This is a genomic window from Bradyrhizobium sp. LA2.1 (genome assembly GCF_040547725.1).
Taxonomy (GTDB): domain Bacteria; phylum Pseudomonadota; class Alphaproteobacteria; order Rhizobiales; family Xanthobacteraceae; genus Bradyrhizobium; species Bradyrhizobium barranii.
The window spans coordinates 93,481-112,835 of record NZ_JBEPQI010000010.1 but is presented as its reverse complement, the minus strand read 5'-3'; the positions used below and the strand labels follow the sequence as shown (position 1 = coordinate 112,835).

Below are 19,355 nucleotides of genomic sequence, written 5' to 3'. Positions count from 1 at the left end.
CAACCAAAGGGGAATGAACGTCATGAGGAAATCTGCCATCGCCGCCTCCTTGATCATCTCGTTTGCGGCCGCTGCCGGCTTCAGCACGCCGTCACGTGCCGAGACCGGCCAGGTCGCCGTCGTCTTCACCAAGGGCGGCTTCATCGTCGGCGTCGGCGGCGGCGAGGGTGTTTTGGTGTTGCGGGGCAAACAATATCCCTTCACCGTGTCAGGCATGAGCGTCGGTTTCACGATCGGAGCTTCGACGACCAAGTTTGTCGGCCGCGCCCTCAATCTGAGGGGTCCGCAGTCGATCGAAGGCTCTTACGCGGCGGGCGGAGCCGGCGGCGCCGTCGCCGCGGGAGCCGGAGCCGTGCAGTTGCAGAACGGCAATGGCGTGATCCTTCAGCTCAGTGGACCGAGGGTCGGCGCGGAAGTATCGGCTGCGGTTGGCGGCGTCACGATCCGGCTGAAATAGGCCCGGGAGGGCACTCAAGCTAAACGGGCTGCGTCATCGCAGCCCGTTTCGCGTTTCAGTAGCGTTCCTCGACGAACTTCAGGCCGCGCAGGCTCGCCTGGTCGTTGTAACGTCCCTTGTCGGACCGCGGCGGCAGCTTGACCTTCTCCCGCTTGACCTTCTTGTAAGGGATCGTTCTCAGGATGTGCGAGATGACGTTGAGCCGCGCTCGCCGCTTGTCGTCGGAGCGGATCAGTCGCCACGGTGCATGCTTCGTGTCGGTCGCCTCGAACATCGTGTCACGCGCGCGCGAGTAATCGTACCAGCGCCCGAACGACTCGGTGTCCATCGGGCTCAGCTTCCACTGCCGCAGCGGATCCTCGATACGCGCCTTGAAGCGGAGCTCCTGCTCCTCCATCCCGACCTCGAGCCAGAGCTTGATCAGGACGATGCCGGCGTCCACGGCGAATTTCTCGACCAGCGGACACAATTCCAGGAAGCGCTTGTGTTCGGTCGGCGAGCAGAAGCCCATGACGTACTCAACGCCGGCGCGGTTGTACCAGCTGCGGTCGAAAATCACGATCTCACCGCCGGCCGGGAATTGCTCGATATAGCGCTGCAGGAACAGCTGGGATTTCTGCCGGTCGGAGGGCGCGGGCAGGGCGCAGACACGGAACACGCGCGGGCTCACCTTTTCGGTCAACGCCTTGATGGTCCCGCCCTTGCCGGCCGCGTCGCGCCCCTCGAAGATGATGATCACCTTCAGTTTCTGGGCTCTGACCCATTCCTGAAGGTGACACAACTCGACCTGGAGTTTTTCGAGCTCCTTCTCATAGTCCTTCCGCTTCATCCGCTCCACGGGCGCGTCCTTGGCCATGCTCAATCACCCCAGGAAATGGTCACCCCGATGTCGCCGGGCACACCGCCCGGAAAATCGATGATCTGATAGGCGATGCGATAGCCGCGCGGTTTCAGGTAATCGCTCCAGAGCTGGAAGATTTCCTTCGGAATCCCGGTCAGGGTGTTCTCCCAGCCCGCTTCCATCTGATTGATGGCGCGACCCTTGTCGGTGCACAGCGTGTTGGGGAAGCGATAGACCAGAACTTCGGTCAAGCCGTTCCGCACCGCACGCTGGATGATCGTCGAGGCGAGCTTGATCTTCTCGTCCTCGGTCTTGCCAGAAGGCTTGCTGAGGCGTTCAATGAGGGCGTGTTTCTCGGCTTCGGCGGCGGCGGCAAGGCGCGCATATTCGTCGGCCTTCTCTGCCTCCTTGAGGGCTGCTTCTTTCCGGATCTGCGTGGCGCTGGGGATGAGATCATCGATGCCGGGCATGGCAGGCGGCTCCTGTTGTTGCACGTCAACTTTCAGGCGAGGCTAGGTGGGGCCGTTCCAGGCCCGTTGATCCAAATCAAGCAATTGCGCCACCCGATACCGACACTGCTTTCGACGCATTCAAGTGGAAACGCGCCTGACGAGGAGAGAGCGTTGAGCGATCAGCTTCATCCGATGGCCCCGCATCATCTGCCGTTCTATCTCGCACCGGGAAGCGGGGCGGATCCGCTGATGGTCGTGATGGGAATCTTCCTGATCGGCACCGTGCTCTGGGTCGGTACTCTTTATTGGAAATTGCACAGCCTGCCCGAGCGAATGGCGCACAAGTCGCAGAAACTGCAATTCGAATTCGTAGCCGTGCTCGGCCTGATCTCGCTCTTCACGCACATGCACATCTTCTGGATCGCAGGCCTGCTGCTGGCCATGATCGACATTCCCGACTTCGGCGGTCCGCTGCGCAGCATCGCCGATTCCGTGGAGAAGATCGCGGATGCGACGCCCGAAGACAGCGACGCGGCCACGCAGGCCAGCCCGCGACCTACAGGTGGCGACACGCCGCCCCCAGAAAAGCCGGGGCCCGCGAAGGAGAAGGAGCACAGCCATGTTTGAGCTGATGTTCTGCTCGCTGCTGACGATCCTGCCCGACTATCTCTACCGCCGCTACGTCCAGGGCAAGCGCTTTGGCAAGGAGATCACCTTCTTCTCCATCTGGTACGAGCTGCGCTGGGGCATTACCGGCTGCCTGATGCTGACGGTGTCGCTGATCACCATGATCTTCTATTTCCATCCGTCGACATCCAACGCGACGCTTTATTTCCGCACCGTGCCGATCCTGCCCGAAGGCTCGGGCCGCGTGGCCGAGGTCAAGTTCGGCTTCAGCGCGCCGGTGAAGAAGGGCGACGTGCTGTTCACGCTCGACGCCTCGAAGCAGCAGGCCGCATTTGAGACCGCCAGGCGCAAGATTGCCGAAGTCGATGCCGCCATGCAGACGGCACAAGCTGACGTGGCCAAGGCCGAGGCGCAGATCGGCGAAGCGAAGGCGAATTACCAGCAGGCCAAGGACGAGCTCGACGTCAAGACCGAGCTGCAGCGCCGAAATCCCGGGATCGTGCCGCAGCGCGATATCGAAAAGCTCCAGGTGCTGGTCGACCAGCGCCAGTCCGGCATCGATGCCGCGACGGCCGCGCGGCAGTCGGCGGCCTTGCAGGTTTCGACCTCGCTTCCAGCGCAGAAGGCGAGTGCCGAGGCGACGCTTGATCAGGCCCAGGTCGATCTCGACAAGACACTAGTCCGCGCCGGCGTCGACGGGCGCGTCGAGCAGTTCCTTGTGCGCCCCGGCGACGTCGTCAACCAGTTGATGCGGCCGGCGGGAATCCTGATTCCGACGGAGGCCGGCCGATCGGTCCTTCAGGCCGGCTTCGGTCAGATCGAGGCCCAGGTGATGAAGACCGGCATGGTGGCGGAGGCGACCTGCATCTCGAGGCCGTGGGTCATCATCCCGATGGTGATCACGACGGTGCAGGACTACATCGCCACCGGCCAGTTCCGCTCCGGCGAGCAGTTGCTGGAAGCGCAGAACGCCGTTCGGCCCGGCACGATCCTGGTGTTCCTGGAGCCGCTCTACAAAGGCGGCCTCGAGGGCGTGACGCCGGGCTCGAGCTGCATCGTCAACGCCTACACCAGCAATCACGAAGAGATTTCCGCCAAGGACACGCCGACCAGCCGGAAGATCGCGCTGCACGTCGTCGACGGCGTCGGCCTGGTCCATGCCCTGCTGCTGCGCATACAGGCGTTGCTGCTGCCGATCCAGACGCTGGTGCTGAGCGGGCACTGACGTGCCAGATTGGATCGTTTCGCCCCGTCCTGCGTGCAGCTTGACTGCGTCCTCGGCACTGTCGAAGCGGCCCATTTGCCGCTAGAATTGTGGTCCGGAGGCGCCGGAGAGCGGTTGAGGCGAAGGGGAACGGGCGCATGACCATGGCGTCGGTCAAGCAGTGGCTGGTTGCTGCCACGCTGTTGGGTCTCGGCTTGTTGCTCGCCGCGTGCATGCTGTCCGGGCCCGCGCGAGCCGCTGAGCCCGGCTCGGCTGCGCGCAGCGAGCCAAAGCGCGTGCTGATCCTGCACTCCTTCGGCCGCGAGTTTCGCCCCTGGAGTGAATATGCGCGGAGCATCAAGGCCGAGCTCGAGCGGCAATCGCCCTGGCCGCTCGACGTCCAGGAGCACACGCTGCTCACCGCCCGTTTCAACAGTCCGGGCCCCGAAGCGCCTTTCGTCGATTATCTCGGTTCGCTCTACCAGGGTAAGCCGCCCGATATCGTGCTGAGCATCGGCGCACCTGCGGCGCGGTTCGTGCAGAGATACCGTGCGAAGCTCTTTCCGGAAACGCCGACGGTGCTGACCGTCGTCGAACAACGGCTGGTGAACCGCCTGGACCTCACCGACAATGACGTGGTCGTGTCCGTCCGCAATGATTTCGTGGCGGCCTTCGAGAACATTCTCAAGCTCTTGCCCGATACGAAAACGGTCGCCGTTGTGGTCGGTGCCTCGCCCCTCGAGAAATTCTGGATCGACGAGGTGAAGCGGGAGTTGAAACCGCTGGAAGGCCGGCTCGAGCTCGTCTGGTACTCGGACCTGCCGTTTGAGGAGATCCTGAAGCGCGCATCGGTGCTTCCGCCTCATTCCGCGCTGTTCTGGGGACTGATGTTGGTCGATGCCGGCGGCATTGTCCACGAGGGCGATATCGCCCTGCACAGGCTGCATGCTGTCGCGAACGCGCCGATCTTCTCGTATCAGGAGCCTTTCTTCGGCGACGCCAGCGTCGGCGGGCCCATGCACTCCGTCGCCGAAACCAGTTCGAAGACCGTCAGTGCCGCGATCCGGATCCTCGGCGGCGAGAAGCCGGCCCGCATCAAATACGAGCCGATCGGGTTCGGGACGCCGAAATATGATTGGCGGGAGTTGCAGCGCTGGGGGATCAGCGAGAGCAGTCTGCCGCCGGGCAGCGAAATCCTGTTTCGTGAGTCGACCGTCTGGGATCGCTATCGCTGGCAGATGCTGCTGATCGCGGCGGTGATTTTGATACAGGCCGGGTTCATCAGCGGGCTTCTGCACGAGCGCCATCGCCGTCAATTGGCCGAGATCGAGTCGCGACAGCGCCTGACCGAACTCGCCCACGCCAATCGGTACTCGGCCGTCGGCGAGTTGACGACGTCGATTGCCCACGAGCTGAACCAGCCGCTCGGCTCCATTCTGACCAATGCCGAGACGGCGGAGCTCATGCTCAAAGCCACTTCACCCGACATCAACGAGATTCGCCAGATTCTAGCCGACATCAGGCGCGACGATCAGCGGGCGTCCGAGGTCATCCGCAGGCTTCGCAGCGTTCTGAAGAAGCGGCCGTTTGAAATCAAGGACACCGAACTGAACGACACGGTACGGGAAGCGATTGGCCTGGTGACAGCGCTCGCCGACGGGCGCCGGATCACGCTGGCTTACGCGCCAGCCGCTGCGGAGCTGCACGTCAAGGGTGACCCCGTGCAGCTGCAGCAGGTCGTTCTCAACCTGATCATCAATGCGTTGGATGCGGTCTCCGACGCGGACATGAAGAAGCGCGAGGTCAGCGTATCGACCGGACGCGCCGGAGGCCACGCCGAGATCCGGATCGCCGACACCGGTTCGGGTATTGCGGTCGGCGACCTCGCGAAAGTCTTCAATCCATTCTTCACGACCAAGCCTCAGGGCATGGGTATGGGGCTTGCAATCGTCAAGACCATCGTCGAGGCCCATCACGGCACCATAGCCGCCGAGAACCAGCCGTCGGGCGGCGCGCTGTTCACGATTAGGCTCCCGATCATCCATTAGCGCGGACGCTTGCGATCCGGCAGCGCGGCATTGCTCTCGCGCCGCAACAAGGCGGCGAAGCCGTCCTTCGTTGATCTTGATCAATAAACGCCAGTACCGCGGCCCGATCTTGGTGGTCGGAAAGTTCGATGGAGGATGGCATGTTTCGCTGCGGCAAGACCCTGTTGGCGCTTGCGCTCGTGGTTGCGATCCCGGTCGTCGCGACTGCTCAGACCGCCGACAAGCCGGCGGCCCCGAGCACGCAGGCGCAGCCGGCAAGTCCGCCGGCACCGGCCGCCGAGGTTCTGAAGCCCGAGCAGCTCGAGGCCCTGGTCGCGCCGATCGCACTCTATCCCGATGAGCTGCTTGCCAATCTGCTGGCTGCCTCGACCTATCCGCTCGAGGTGGTGCAGGCCGACCGCTGGCTGAAGGACCACAAGAGCCTGAAGGGCGACGCGCTGAAGGCGGAGGTCGACAAGCAGGGCTGGGACGACAGCGTCAAGGCGCTCGCAAGCACGGCCGATGTTCTCTCCATGATGAGCGACAAGCTCGACTGGACCCAGAAGCTCGGCGATGCCTTTCTTGCGCAGCAGCCCGACGTGATGGATGCGATCCAGCGTCTGCGCAACAAGGCCTATGACAACAAGAAGCTGGTCACCACCAAGCAGCAGAAGGTCAGCGTCCAGAGCCAGGAAGGCAGGCAGGTCGTCGTCATCCAGCAGGCCGATCCGGAGACGATGTACGTCCCCTATTACGATCCGGCGACGGTCTATGGCACCTGGCCCTATGCGGACTATCAGCCGTATTATTTCGGCTATCCATCCTATATCGGTGCTGGCGTGGTCGCTGCTGGCCTCGCCTTCGGCACGGCCTGGGCGATCGGGCGCTGGGGCAATTACTGGGGCGGCGGCGCCAACTGGGGTAACCGCAACGTCTACGTCAACCGTCGCACCACCAACATCAACAACGGCTGGCAGCACAATCCGGCGCATCGCCAGGGGGTGCGCTACAACAACGTCAATGTTCAGCAGCACTTCGGGAACAACAATATCAGGGCTGGCGCGTCGGACCGGATGGACTTCCGCGGCCGCGATGGAAACCAGGTGCTGCGTCCGAACCAGGGTGCGGGAGATCGGGCGGGAGATCGCGCCGGCGACCGTGCCGGTGATCGTGGCGGTCCGGGTGATCGTGCAGGAGATCGTGCCGGTGATCGCGGTGATCGTGCCGGCAATCGCGGCGACCGGCCCGGCGGCGGCGATCGCGCTGGCGCGGGAGATCGTGCCAAGGGTGGTGGAGATCGCGCCAAGAATGCAGGCAAGAATGTGGGTAAGGGCGGCGGCGATCGTGCAAAGGCTGCCAACCGTGCCGGCGGCGGCGCTGCCGCCAATCGTGGCGGTGGCGGCAATCGCGGCGGTGCGATGAACGTCTCGTCCGGTCGGGCGGCGGCCGCAGCATCGGCGCGCGGACGCTCCAGCATGGCGAGCATGCCGCGCGGTGGCGGCGGCGGGGGCTATGCCGGGCGCGGCGGCGGTGGCGGAATGGCCATGCATGGTGGTGGTGGTGGTGGCTTCCGTGGTGGTGGAGGCGGAGGAGGAGGCCGCGGCGGTGGCGGCGGTGGCCGGCGCTCCGACATCGCGCTGAAGCATGACATCGTCCTGCTCGGCCATCTCTCTAACGGCCTCGGCTATTATCGCTTCAGCTACATCGGCAGCGACAAGGCCTATGTCGGCGTGATGGCGCAGGAAGTCGAGCGGGTGATGCCTGACGCCGTGACCCGCGGCAGCGATGGTTATCTGCGCGTGTATTATGACAAGCTTGGCCTGACATTCCGCACCTACCGCGATTGGCTCGCCGACGGCGCGAAGATCCCTGCGGAGGTGACGCCATGATCGGCCTGAAATCGCTCCATCGCGTGATCCTGCCGGGCGTGGTGGCGCTCGCCATGCTCGGCTCGGCGGCACAGGCACAGCAGTCCTACAAGACACCGGAGGATGCGGCCGCCGCGCTCGCGGCCGCAGTCAAAAGCGGGCCGGGCGACATTCTGAAGGTGCTCGGCAGGGCCGCCGAGGATATCGTCTCGTCCGGTGACGAGGTCGCCGACAACGACATCCGTCAGCGCTTCACGTCGATGTTCGAGGCCAAGCACGGCATCAAGGCGGAGGGCAACAAGACCGCGACCTTGATATTGGGGCCGGACGATTTCCCGTTCCCGATTCCGCTGGTCAACACCAAGACAGGCTGGGCGTTCGACACCGACGAGGGGCGGATCGAGGTGCTTCGCCGCCGCATCGGCCGCAACGAGCTCGACGCGATCCAGACCGCGCTCGCCTATGTCGATGCCCAGAATGAATACGCCGACAAGGATCGCGGCGAGGGCGCCGGTGTCTACGCGCAACGCTTCCTTTCCACGCCCGGCAAGAAGGACGGCCTGTTCTGGCGTGACGACAGTGATCCGAGCCCGCTCGGCGCGCTGGTCGCGGAGGCCTCGGCCGAAGGCTACAAGCAAGGCACAGGCGAGGGACCCGCGCCTTATCACGGCTACTACTTCCGAATACTGAAAGGCCAGGGTTCCGACGCGCCCGGTGGCGCGCTCAACTACGTCGTCAAAGGCAAGATGATCGGGGGCTTCGGACTGATCGCCTGGCCCGCCGAATACGGTATTCCGGCGTGATGACGTTTCTCGTCAATCATGCCGGCACCGTCTACCAGAAGGATCTCGGCAACCGCACGGCGGTCATCGCCGAGCGCACCACGCTGTTCGATCCCGACCAGACCTGGAAGAAGGTCGATGCCGCGAAGCCATAAACCGGGACGCATGCGGCGCGCGATCGCAATCGGCTTTACGGCGCTCGTGGTGCTCCTGCTCGCAATGCCGACGACGCCCTCGTTGGCGCAAGCGAGCGGCCATGTCCAGGTGAGGTTCGTCAAGGCTGGCCTGCTGGTCGGAGGCGGCACCGGCAGTGGCGTGCTGAACTACCGCGGTCGGAACTATCCCTTCAAGGTCTCCGGCTTGAGCGTCGGCATCACGGCCGGTGCGACCGTCGGCAGATTTGATGGCCGGGCGTCGGGCATTCGCGATGTCGGCGATTTCGTCGGCACCTATAGCTCCGTCGGCGGCGGCTTCGCACTCGTCGGCGGCGTCAACGGCGCCCATCTGCGCAACGAAAAGGGCGTGACGATCGTGCTGCAAGGCCCGAAGGCCGGACTTGAGCTCGCCTCCAACATCAGCGCGATCACGATCGCCTGGAAGTGAGTGCCTCGAGCCTGGGGTTACCGGGCCGCGATGGCCGTCATCTCGAGTTTGACGCCTGGACCGAGATCGGCCACGCCGATCGCAGCGCGCGCCGGCAGATGAGCTTCCGCAAAGTGCGCCTTCCAGGCCGCATTGAACTCCGCCTTCTCCTTCAGGTTGGTCATGAAGATGGTCACCTGCAAGACGTTGGCGAGATCGGAGCCGAGCGTCTTCAACAGGCGCGCCAGCTGCCCGAGGACGTCGTTGGCCTGGCCCGACATATCGAGGCTGGTGTCCTCGGGGACGATCCCGCCGATGTAGAGCACGCCATTATGCTCGACCACTTCGTGGAGGAGTCCTTCGTAGGGCAAGACGCGCTGGATCATGATGAGACCGATGTTGCTGTGGGGATGGGCGGCATATCGCACATTTCCATATCGATGTCGTTTGAAGAGATTTCGCGACCGGGGCGTCCCGAAGGTCATCCAACAAGATATTGAAAATAAAGAATAAATTGGCTTAAGAATCGCCGCTCGTCGCGCGGTCGGACGGTCACCAAGCTGTACTTGCGCGCGGGAGCCCGGCGTTTCCGACGGCCCTGATCCCGACGACATCGGGATGCGGATCGGTATACTGCCACCGGAATCGACGCGGCAGCGGCTGGGCCCGTGCCGTACCGGAACAAGGATCAGACGATGGACGATACGATTGGCTTTCCCGACCCCGGCCTCGACCTGTCTGACGGCTTCAAGCCCCACACCTCGCATTGGGGCGTGTTTTCCGCGCGTCAAAGCGAAGCCGGGCTCGAGGTCAGGGCCTATGCGGGCGACCCCGATCCGAACGGCATCATCGGCAATTTCCCCGGTGCGCTGCGTCATCAGGCGCGCATCGCCCAGCCGGCGATCCGCCGCGGCTGGCTCGAGCGCGGACCTGGCCCGGACGATCGCCGCGGCCGGGACGAGTTCGTCTCCGTCAGTTGGGAGAAGGCGCTCGATCTGCTCGGCGACGAGCTCGGCCGCATCCGCGACACGCGCGGCCCCGGCGCCGTGTTCGGCGGCTCCTACGGCTGGTCGAGCGCGGGCCGCTTCCATCACGCCCAGAGCCAGGTGCATCGCTTCCTCAACATCGCAATGGGCGGCTATGTGCGCTCGGTGAACACTTACTCTTCGGGCGCATCCTCGGTGCTGCTGCCGCAGATCCTTGCCGGCTACGAGGACATCACCAAGCGCAACGTCACCTGGGAGCAGATTGCCGAGAACACCGACATCGTGCTGGCGTTCGGCGGCATGGCGCTGAAGAACTCCATGGTGGCCGGCGGCTCGATCAGCAAGCATGTCGAGCGCGGCGCCATGGAAGCCGCGCGCCGCCGCGGCTGCGCGTTCATCCTGGTCAGCCCGCTGCGCGACGATCTTCCCGTCGAGGCCGGCGCCGAATGGATGACGTGCCTGCCCGGCACCGACACCGCCCTGATGCTCGGCATCGTCCACACACTTGTGAGCGAAGGTCTGCACGACCAGGCCTTCCTCGATCGCTACACCGAAGGCTGGCCCGTGTTCCTGCGCTATCTCAATGGCGAGAGCGACGGGCAGGCCAAGCATGCCGAATGGGCCGCCGCGATTTGCGGTGTCGATGCGGACGCGATCCGAAAGCTCGCGCGCCGCGCCGCCGGAAAGCGTGCGCTGATCACCGTTTCGCATTCGCTCCAGCGCGCCGAGCATGGCGAGCAGCCGGTGTGGATGGGCATGGTGCTCGCAGCGGCGCTCGGCCAGATCGGCCTTCCCGGCGGCGGCTATGCCTATTCGCTCGGCGCGATCGGGTATTACGGCCGCCGCGTCAACGACGTGCCGGGACCGACGCTGGGGCAGGGCCGCAACGGCGTGCGCGATTTCATTCCGGTCGCGCGCATCGCCGACATGTTGCTCAATCCCGGCACGACCTATCGCTACAATGGCGAGACGCGTACCTATCCGGACATCCGCCTCGTCTACTGGGCCGGCGGCAATCCCTTCCATCACCATCAGGACATCAACCGCTTGCGCAAGGCTTTTGCGCAGCTCGATACGTTCGTCGTGCACGAGCTCGCCTGGACCGCGACGGCGCGGCACGCGGACATCGTGCTGCCCTCGACCATGACGCTGGAGCGCGAGGACATCGGCTATTCGACCAACGATCCCCTGATGGTCGCGATGCACCAGATCGCCGAGCCCTTCGGCCTTGCGCGTGACGATTACGACATCTTTGCCGATCTCGCCGAGCGCCTGGGTGCGCGCGAACCTTTCACCGAAGGGCGCACGTCGCGGCAGTGGCTCGAACATCTGTACGAGCCGACGCGCGCCTCGCTTCAAGCGCGTGGCCTCGAGGCGCCTGATTTCGACGAATTCTGGCGGCGCGGCAGCCTGGTCGTGCCGCAACAGCCCGACGACGGAGGCCGGCTGCGCAGCTTTCGCGAGGATCCGGCCAATCATCCGCTGCCGACGCCGAGCGGACGCATCGAGATCTATTCAGCCAAGATCGCTGCGCACGGCGATGCCGATTGCCCCGGCCATCCGGTCTGGCTGGAGAAGACCGACACGCCGAAACCCGGCGCGCCGTGCTTCCTCGTCGCCAATCAGCCGATGACGCGCCTGCACAGCCAGCTCGATTTCGGCGGCCATTCGCTGGGCGCGAAGCATCGCGGCCGCGAGGTGGCGCGCATGAATCCGCGCGATGCCGATGCACGCGGAATTAAGGACGGCGACATCATCCGCCTGTTCAACGAGCGCGGCGCCTGTCTCGCCGCCGTCCATGTAACCGACGGCATCGCGGCCGGCGTCGTGCAGCTTCCGACCGGCGCGTGGTACGACCCGATGGACCCCGAGGACGACGCGCCGCTCTGCGTTCACGGCAATCCCAACGTGCTCACCCGCGACATCGGCACCTCGTCCTTCGCGCAGGGCTGCACCGGCCAGCTCACGACGGTCGAGGTGGAGAAGTTCACCGGCAATCTGCCGCCGATCCGCGCGTTCGATCCGGTGTAGGCGCGTCGCCGGGACTGCTGCGCCGTAGTGCGAAGGCGCCGGATTACGCTGCGCTCGAGAGGCAGAAAGAAAAGGGGCCGTCCTGTGTGGGCGCAGGGGCGGCCCCGAGTGGCTCGCAGACCCGGGAGGGAAAGGGCTCGAGCCGGCGCGAGTGGCAGGGCACTCACGCCAAAGAAATCGCAAACCGGTCGAAGTGCAGGTGGCGTGATCCCAAGTGGCTTGATCCTAAGTCGCTTGATTCCAAGTCCCCTGATTCCAGATTCCTCGATCCCGATTCACCTGCCGGCGCACGAACTACGCGGCAGCGCCGACCATCCAGTCCATGTCCGCGGCAGGTCGCCGCCGCGGAAGCGCCTCCGTAGCAGGCAGAACAGCCCTGCTGGCCAGACGCCAGCGTGCCGGTGACTCGCCGCTGATGCGCTTGAACACGGTCGAGAAATGCGCCTGGGTGCTGAAGCCGACGGCAAGCGCGATCTCCGCCAGCGGCCGCTCGGTCGTCGTGAGCAAGGTCTTCGCATGCTCGACGCGATGATTGAGCAGATATTCGCGTGGACGGTAGCCGGTCGCGGCGCGGAACTGTGCCGCGAAATGCATCCTCGAGAGGCCCGCGACATTGGCGAGCTCTGACAGGCTGATGCAGCGATCAAAGTGATCGGCGATATATTGCTCGACGCGGCGTAGCCGCCATTTCGGCAAGGCATTGACTTTTGAGCGTGGCAGCTCGAGCCGAGTCAGATGCATCGCAAGGGTCTCGCCGATGCAGCGCGCGAACTGCTGGTCCGCGGTATCGCCATGCTCGGTCAGTGCCTTCGCGAGCTCGGCTGCGAGCGGGTCGCGCAGCAGGACGAGGTCGTTGAGGCCCTCGGTCGCCGGTCGCGCCGCCGAAAAATGATCGGTGGAGATGTGGAAGTGCAGGAAAGCGCTGGGCGACTGGAATTGCACGCCGAGAAGCTTCGATGGCGCACTGACGTACAGCGTGCCCGCGGGCATGGTGCCGTCGAAGATGATCTGACGGTCCCGCGTCAGCTTTACCCGAGCGGTCTTCAGGGCGATGGCGACGAAATAGCGGTCCGCCGGCGTCGTCGCTTCGTGCGACGAGGTGGTCCGAGAATCCTCCCATCGCGAAATCGTGATGTCCGCGTCCAGGCCGCGGTCGATCTTGCGCCATCCGCTTTCCTGCGCGATTGCTCGCATCCCGTGCGAAGCCTCGCGATCACACCGGCTGGTAGGAAATTCGATCCAGGCATGCGCTGCTTGCAAGTCATTGAACATCGCTCGTCCTCTCCTGGCCTCGTCGCCGCTTGCAGCGATCGGCCAACTCTCAGTGCTTTCCACGATCAGAGGATAGGCGTGAGCCAGGCAAGAAGCCCGTTAGTGATGATTAGGAGGTGTTAGATTTTGTGCGAGCGCCTGTAGTGTGACAGCCCGCCGCAGGACGTTTGATTTTGTCCAGCTTTTCAATTATTTGCGCAGATCTGTGCGGTGTGAGGACATTGCAGAACATCGCGCGGCGATCGATGTGCCGGTGTGAGGCCGGCACGGTGCCTTGCTGGACCGCGCATCGACGGCGGGTATAGTCGCCGCGCATTTGAATGAAATGGCCGTCAAGATGAGTCAGAAGTGACCGAACCCCCGGCAGGACATGGCTCGCCCGGCAATGGCGCCGGGGCGAGCCTTGATTTCGACGCAGTCTCGTTCGGACCGTTTTCGCTGCGGTCGCGGTTGCTCGAGAGGGACGGAGCGCCGGTCAAGCTCGGCAGCCGCGCGATGGACATTCTGCGCCTGCTCCTCAGCCGTGCCGGCGACGTGGTGCCGAAGAACGAGATTCTGAGCTACGCGTGGTCCGGCCTCGCGGTCGAGGAGATCAGCCTGCGCGTCCATGTCGCGGAGCTGCGCAAGGTGCTTGGCGACGGCAAGGACGGGGCCCGCTACATCACCAACGTCCCGAGCCGCGGCTATTGCTTCGTCGCGCCTGTGCAACGCGGCGAGCGCAACGCCGCTCCGGCGCTCGCGCCGCGTGCACCTGAAAGAGCGGTGCCGCCAGCGGCCTTGCCGCATCGGCTGGACCGGATGATCGGTCGGGACGACGTGCTGCCCGAGTTGTCGGCGCGTCTGCTGAGCGACCGCTTCGTCACGCTGCGAGGACCGGGCGGCATCGGCAAGACCACGGTTGCGACCGCGCTCGCGCATGACATGTGGCAGGCATTCGAGGGCCACGTTCATTTCCTCGAATTCGGCCCACTGAAGGACGCCACGCTGGTCGCGAGCACGGTAGCCGCCGCTCTGGGCCTCGTCGTGCATCACGATGATCCCTCAGGCAGCATCGTCAATTTTCTGCGCGGACGGCGGCTGCTTCTCATCCTCGACAGCTGCGAGCACGTCATCGACGAGGTCGCTCGTTTGGCCGAAAACATCTATCGCGAGGCGCCGGGCATCGCGATTCTCGCCACCAGCCGCGAGTCGCTGCTGGTGGAAGGCGAGCAGATCTTCGAGCTCGTTCCGCTGGCCGGCCCGCCGCAAGGGGCGCGCCTCAGCGCCGGCGAAGTGCTGGATTATCCGGCCGCGCAGCTGTTCATCGATCGTGCCGCGGCCGCAGGCCATCGGGGCGATATCACGGACGAGGATGCCGAGGTCCTGGCCGAGATCTGCGGCAAGCTCGACGGCATCGCGCTCGCGATCGAGCTCGCCGCCGTGCGCGTCGGCGTCTACGGATTGCGGGAGATGGCCGCGCTGCTCGACTCCAGGCTCAAGCTCGAATGGCGCGGACGGCGAACGGCGCCGCCACGGCAGCAGACGCTCGGCGCGACGCTCGACTGGAGTTTTGGCCTGATCGGCGAGAGCGAGCGCACGGTGCTTCAGCGACTCGCCATCTTCGCCGGACCCTTCACGCTCAAGGGGGCGATCGCAGTCGCCGCGGATGAGGGCGCCGCGGCCGATCGCGTCGTCGATGCGCTGGAGCAGCTCGTGGCCAAGTCGCTGGTGTCGGCACAGCCCGATGGCGCATCGCGGCGCTATCGCCTGCTGGATGCCACGCGCGCCTATGCGATGCAGAAGCTGGTCGACGCAGGCGAAGCGGCGGCGATCGCGCGCCGTCACGCGGCCTATGTTCAGCGCACGCTCGATGCCGGCATGGCGGAGCAGGGCGGCGACCCGGCTTCGCGCCTGCAGGCGCGCGCGAGCCTGCTCGCAGATGCCCGTGCGGCGCTGGAATGGAGTTTTGCCAACCACGACGGTGCCGCCTTGCGCGTGCCGCTCGCCGGCAGCGCTGCAAGGCTGTTCGTCGAGCTCAATCTGTTGAACGAGGCGCGCATCTGGTCGGGCCGCGCGCTCGCGATGCTCGACGATGCCAACCAGGGCGGCAAATGGGAACTCGAGCTGCAGTCGACGCTCGGCCACGCCTTCATGTTCACGGAGCGCAACAGCGAGCAGGCCGAGGCCGCGCTCCGGCGCGGGCTGGAGATCGCGGAAGCGCTCGACGATTACGCCAATGCATTCAGGCTGCTGTCGCGGCTGAACATGTTCTATCGCCGCACCGGCGACTACAGGCATCTCGTGCCGACCGCACTCCAGGCCGAGCGCATCGCCCGCCAGATCGGCGATACCGCGGGGATCGCAGGCAGCAAGGCGCTTCTCGGCGTGTCCTATCATCTCGCCGGCGACCAGGCCGAGGCGCAGGCCCATCTCGACGAAGGCGTGCGCGACGACGCCGCGCTGCGCGGGACCGAGCCCGGGCATTTCGCCTATTCGCGCACGCCGCAGATTCCGCTCGCGCGGGTGCTGTGGTTGCGCGGCTTTCCCGACCGCGCACTCGATTGCGTCCGCCCGCTCGTCGGCGCCGCCGCGCCGCGCGACGTGGTGATGCATTGCATTGCGCTGTGCTGGTCATCCTCGGTGTTCGGCTGGGTCGGCGACTGGGCCGCCGTCGAGACGATGACGGGGCGCCTCGCGACCCATGCGAATTTGCACGGGCTCGCGCCGTACGAAGCCGTCGCGACCGGCTTTCGCGCGCAGACCATGATCGCCCGCGGCGAGCTGGCCGGCGGTGTCGATCTGCTGCGGAGCGCGCTGCCGCGCCTGCATGCGGATCGCTACGAGCTCTACGCATCCGCGTTCGCCGCAGACCTGTCGCAGGGACTGGCTGCGCTGGGACGGTTGACGGAAGGGCTGCAGATCCTGTGCGAGACGATCGCTCGCGTCGAGCAGGGCGGCGGAGGTTTTGACATGCCCGAGCTCCTGCGCCGGCGCGGCGACCTCGAGGCGCGCACCGGTGATCTCGGTGCCGCCGAAGCGAGCTTTGCCGCATCGCTCGCGCTGGCCGAGCAGCAGGGCGCGCTGTCCTGGCGATTGCGGACGGAGATGTCGCTTGCGGCGCTTCGGCTTCAGCAGGGCATCAAGAATCCGCTCGGCGATCTCGCCGCAACCTACGCCCGGTTCTCGGAGGGATTCGAGACGGCGGATTTGAAGGCCGCACGGCTCGTGCTGGACGAGGCATCGGCCTGACAAGGCTCAGTCGAACCGGAAATCCGCGAGATCGATCGACACCATCAGCTCGTCACGCAGCGGCATCAGATCGTCGCCGCGCAGATAGATGCGCCGGCGGGTCGGGAGCTTGAAGCCGTCGACGGTGACGGGATCGGATACGTACTGAGCTGCCGGAAAATTGCCGGCGATCTCGACCCGGTAATCATGCCGGCGGATCAGCATGTCGGGGCCAAAATAAAAATCCTGCTCGGCGCTGTGGCTTGCGATCACGGCCGGGAACGTCGCCCGCAATCCGCGCCAGACCTCCGCGCCCTCGCGCCAGGGTGCGATCTCCCGGACCTCGAACCCGTCCGCCGCCAGCAGGAACGGCGCAGTCATGTAGGTCCAGAGCGCGTAGCCGTTGAAATAGGCGCGATGCAGCGGATCCCAATGCGTGCGCATATCGTGCCGCGCGAACGCGGCGCGCGGATTGTTGCGCTCCGCGACGACGCGGCCGTCCGCAGCCACGATGGCAATCCGCTCCGGGCTGAAGTCGGTGCGCTGGCCGGGCTTGCCGAACGGCTCCACCGAAGCCCGCTCACGATGCAGCTCGATCCGCATCGTGCGCGGCGCTTGGTCCTGATCGACGCCCTTCAATATCCAGAGGTCGCCGCCGGTCACGATCGTGGCGGTGAGCCGCTCGTGGGCATTCCATCGATCGAGCCCGCCATGGGCCTCGATCGCATTCGCCAGCAGCGGAATCATCCGGCCGTTTCCTCTCGCATCGGTGGTGTCGCCCCAATAGAGATACCCCCGCGCGCAGACGGCCGCCCGTTAAGCGTTGTTAAGTGCCGTTGGCAGGCCCCGCGCCTAGGCTTCGGCCATGACGTCCAGCACCGCGTCGGCAAAGGCCTTCGGCGCTTCTTGCGGCAGATTGTGGCCGATACCGCCCTTGATGGTCCGGTGCGAATAGCGCCCGGAGAATTTCTTCGCGTAGGCGGACGGTTCCGGATGCGGCGCGCCGTTGGCGTCACCCTCCATGGTGATGGTGGGCACGGCGATCACGGGCGCCTGCGCCAATTTCGCCTCGTCGTCGGCGTATTTCGCTTCGCCTTCGGCGAGGCCCAGCCGCCAGCGATAATTGTGAATTACGATCGCCACATGGTCCGGATTATCGAACGCCTTCGCGCTGCGATCGAAAGTGGCGTCGTCGAAATGCCATTGGGGCGAAGCGAGCTGCCAGATCAGCTTCGAGAAATCGTGGCGGTACTTGTCGTAGCCCTCGCGGCCGCGCTCGGTCGCGAAATAGAACTGGTACCACCATTGCAGCTCGGCCTTCGGCGGTAGCGGCATCTTGCCGGCCTGCTGGCTGCCGATCAGGTAGCCGCTCACCGACACCATCGCCTTGACCCGCTCCGGCCGGAGCGCCGCGATGATGTTGGCGGTGCGCGCACCCCAGTCGAATCCGGCAATCGTCGCCTTGTCGATTCTGAGCGCGTCCATCAGGGCGACGATGTCGGCCGCGATCGCCGCCGGCTGCCCGTTCCGCATCGTCGAGTCGGAGAGGAAGCGCGTGCTGCCGTAGCCGCGCAGGTAAGGCACGATCACGCGACGCCCGGCCGCGGCGAGCAGCGGTGCGACATCGACGAAGGCGTAGATGTCATAGGGCCAGCCATGCAGCAGGATCACGGGCGGGCCATCCGCGGGGCCCGCCTCGGCATAGCCGACGTTGAGGAGGCCGGCGTCGATCTGCTTCAGGGACGCGAACGCGGTGTTGGCGCCGGGCTTGACGACGGTGGCGGACTTCGCCGGCTTCGCCGTAGCCGTCGTGCTCAGCGCAAGCTGGGTCGCGGCAAGCGCCATCGCAGCCCTGCCGACGAAACGACGTCGTTCGTGGCTGATGTTGTCGGGCATGTGTGCCTCCTGTGGTCGGTGCATTGTGTAAGTCGCCGTCAGCCCTTGTGCCCATCCAGACGCGCAAGGAAGTCGCGGACCAGCGTGGCGATCTCGTCGGTCGCCTCGTCGAGCGCGAAATGGCCGGCTTCGAGGATGTGGACATCCGAATCCGGCACATCGTCGCGATAGGCCGAAGCGCCGGCGACGGCGAAGGACGGATCGTACTTGCCCCAGACCACCAGCGTCGGCGGCCGCGTCTTGCGCAGCCACTCCTGCCATTTCGGATAGGAGGCGACGTTGGTCCGGTAATCCAGGAACAGCGTGGTCTGGATCTCGGCCTCGCCGGGACGCGTCAGGAACGCGTATTCGTCGGTCCAGCTATCGGGGTCGTAGCGCTCGGGGTGCGGGCTGGAGCCGAGGTGCCGCTGGCGCGTCGCGGCCAAGGATGTGAAGTTGGCCTTGAGCGCCTCGAGCTCATGCGCCGGATCAGCCCAGTATTTGCGACGCGCTTCCCAGAGCGGGCTCAGTCCCTGTTCATGGGACACTGCGTTCTGGATCATGATGGCGCGAACGCGCTCGGGATGCGCCAGCGCCATGCGGAAACCGACCGGACCGCCATAGTCCTGCATGAACAGCACGTAGTTGGTCAGGCCGAGCTTGTTCGTCAGCTCGCCCATCACGCCGGCGATGTTGTCAAAAGTGTAGGTGAAGTCGGACGGCGGCGGCGCGCTGCTGTTGCCGAAGCCGGGATAATCAGGCGCGATCAGGTGATATTTGTCGGCGAGCAGCGGCAGCAGGGATTCCCACATCCGCGACGAGGACGGGAAACCATGGAGCAGCAGTACGGTCGGCGCGTCGGCGGGCCCGGCCTCGCGGTAGAAGATATTGAGACCCCCGATATCGATCGTGTGATAGCTGATCGAGCGTCGGCTCGACCGCAGATCCTGTGCCGAGGCCTGCACGGTCGCGCAGGCCAGCGCGGCCGAGAGGGCGAGGGTGGCTGGAATGTTCATGTCATCGCTCCTATGTGGCGTGTCGCGTCGAGACGTGCCGGCGCGTCATGCGCCGGCAACCGCTCTGACGGGATTGAGCGGCACGCTGCCACCGTGATCGCTGTTGTGCGCAGTAGCTTCCGCTCGCC

At 65.3% G+C, this 19,355-nt stretch carries 15 protein-coding genes and 1 pseudogene; 9 read left to right on the top strand and 7 right to left on the bottom strand.

The features are described 5' to 3' along the window. The first annotated feature begins 22 nt into the window (after positions 1-22). Positions 23-457 (top strand): hypothetical protein, encoded by a 435-nt coding sequence (locus tag ABIB95_RS21040; RefSeq protein WP_354241733.1) that lies wholly within the window; start codon positions 23-25, stop codon positions 455-457. A gap of 55 nt (positions 458-512) precedes the next feature. Here ABIB95_RS21040 and ppk2 read toward each other — a convergent pair whose 3' ends face one another. Together ppk2 and ABIB95_RS21030 are read right to left on the bottom strand one after the other, a co-directional pair. Beyond that, positions 513-1,313 (bottom strand): polyphosphate kinase 2, encoded by an 801-nt coding sequence (gene ppk2, locus ABIB95_RS21035; protein ID WP_071911459.1) that lies wholly within the window; start codon positions 1,311-1,313, stop codon positions 513-515. A gap of 2 nt (positions 1,314-1,315) precedes the next feature. Beyond that, positions 1,316-1,768 carry a hypothetical protein gene (locus ABIB95_RS21030; protein ID WP_166343343.1) on the bottom strand — a complete coding sequence of 151 codons (453 nt, stop codon included), beginning with the start codon at positions 1,766-1,768 and terminating at the stop codon, positions 1,316-1,318. 174 nt (positions 1,769-1,942) lie between these two features. Between ABIB95_RS21030 and ABIB95_RS21025 the strand changes: the two genes are divergently transcribed. The 6 genes and pseudogenes from ABIB95_RS21025 (at position 1,943) to ABIB95_RS21000 (ending at position 8,861) form a co-directional block, all read left to right on the top strand. Next, positions 1,943-2,377: a hypothetical protein gene (locus ABIB95_RS21025; protein WP_049807440.1), complete on the top strand. Its 435-nt coding sequence runs from the start codon at positions 1,943-1,945 to the stop codon at positions 2,375-2,377. Then, the gene (locus ABIB95_RS21020) at positions 2,370-3,602 is read left to right on the top strand and encodes an HlyD family secretion protein (RefSeq protein ID WP_354241730.1); all 1,233 of its coding nucleotides are present in this window, start codon (positions 2,370-2,372) and stop codon (positions 3,600-3,602) included. Before ABIB95_RS21025 ends, ABIB95_RS21020 begins: the two co-directional genes overlap by 8 nt. A 137-nt stretch (positions 3,603-3,739) precedes the next feature. Continuing rightward, the gene (locus ABIB95_RS21015) at positions 3,740-5,629 is read left to right on the top strand and encodes a sensor histidine kinase (protein ID WP_354241727.1); all 1,890 of its coding nucleotides are present in this window, start codon (positions 3,740-3,742) and stop codon (positions 5,627-5,629) included. A 140-nt stretch (positions 5,630-5,769) separates the two neighbouring features. Beyond that, the gene (locus tag ABIB95_RS21010) at positions 5,770-7,497 is read left to right on the top strand and encodes a DUF3300 domain-containing protein (protein ID WP_354242044.1); all 1,728 of its coding nucleotides are present in this window, start codon (positions 5,770-5,772) and stop codon (positions 7,495-7,497) included. Then, positions 7,494-8,413 (top strand): annotated as a pseudogene (locus ABIB95_RS21005) (DUF2950 domain-containing protein). Before ABIB95_RS21010 ends, ABIB95_RS21005 begins: the two are co-directional and overlap by 4 nt. After that, positions 8,397-8,861 (top strand): lipid-binding SYLF domain-containing protein, encoded by a 465-nt coding sequence (locus tag ABIB95_RS21000; protein ID WP_354076849.1) that lies wholly within the window; start codon positions 8,397-8,399, stop codon positions 8,859-8,861. The pseudogene ABIB95_RS21005 and the gene ABIB95_RS21000 overlap by 17 nt, the downstream one beginning before the upstream one ends. A gap of 17 nt (positions 8,862-8,878) precedes the next feature. Here ABIB95_RS21000 and ABIB95_RS20995 read toward each other — a convergent pair whose 3' ends face one another. Further along, on the bottom strand, positions 8,879-9,268 hold the full coding sequence (locus tag ABIB95_RS20995; protein ID WP_479711147.1) for a RidA family protein: 390 nt from the start codon (positions 9,266-9,268) through the stop codon (positions 8,879-8,881). 267 nt (positions 9,269-9,535) lie between these two features. Between ABIB95_RS20995 and ABIB95_RS20990 the strand changes: the two genes are divergently transcribed. Continuing rightward, complete coding sequence (locus ABIB95_RS20990; protein WP_354241724.1) at positions 9,536-11,857, top strand: molybdopterin guanine dinucleotide-containing S/N-oxide reductase; 2,322 nt, start codon at positions 9,536-9,538, stop codon at positions 11,855-11,857. Positions 11,858-12,151: 294 nt separating this feature from the next. On the opposite strand, the gene ABIB95_RS20985 is transcribed toward ABIB95_RS20990, so the two are convergent. Continuing rightward, entirely contained in the window at positions 12,152-13,129 is a 978-nt protein-coding gene (locus ABIB95_RS20985) for a helix-turn-helix domain-containing protein (protein ID WP_247303606.1), read from the bottom strand. 348 nt (positions 13,130-13,477) lie between these two features. On the opposite strand from ABIB95_RS20985, the gene ABIB95_RS20980 reads away from it, so the two are divergent. Beyond that, complete coding sequence (locus ABIB95_RS20980) at positions 13,478-16,357, top strand: ATP-binding protein (RefSeq protein WP_354241721.1); 2,880 nt, start codon at positions 13,478-13,480, stop codon at positions 16,355-16,357. Between the two features lie 6 nt (positions 16,358-16,363). Here the strand turns inward: ABIB95_RS20980 and ABIB95_RS20975 are convergent, their stop codons facing one another. The 3 genes from ABIB95_RS20975 to ABIB95_RS20965 all read right to left on the bottom strand — a co-directional run bounded on the left by ABIB95_RS20975 (position 16,364) and on the right by ABIB95_RS20965 (position 19,227). Next, positions 16,364-17,083 carry a hypothetical protein gene (locus ABIB95_RS20975; RefSeq protein ID WP_354241718.1) on the bottom strand — a complete coding sequence of 240 codons (720 nt, stop codon included), beginning with the start codon at positions 17,081-17,083 and terminating at the stop codon, positions 16,364-16,366. Between the two features lie 105 nt (positions 17,084-17,188). Further along, entirely contained in the window at positions 17,189-18,232 is a 1,044-nt protein-coding gene (locus ABIB95_RS20970; RefSeq protein ID WP_354241715.1) for an alpha/beta fold hydrolase, read from the bottom strand. Positions 18,233-18,270: 38 nt separating this feature from the next. Continuing rightward, positions 18,271-19,227, bottom strand: a complete 957-nt coding sequence (locus ABIB95_RS20965) for an alpha/beta fold hydrolase (protein WP_354241712.1) — start codon at positions 19,225-19,227, stop codon at positions 18,271-18,273. Positions 19,228-19,355 lie beyond the last annotated feature (128 nt).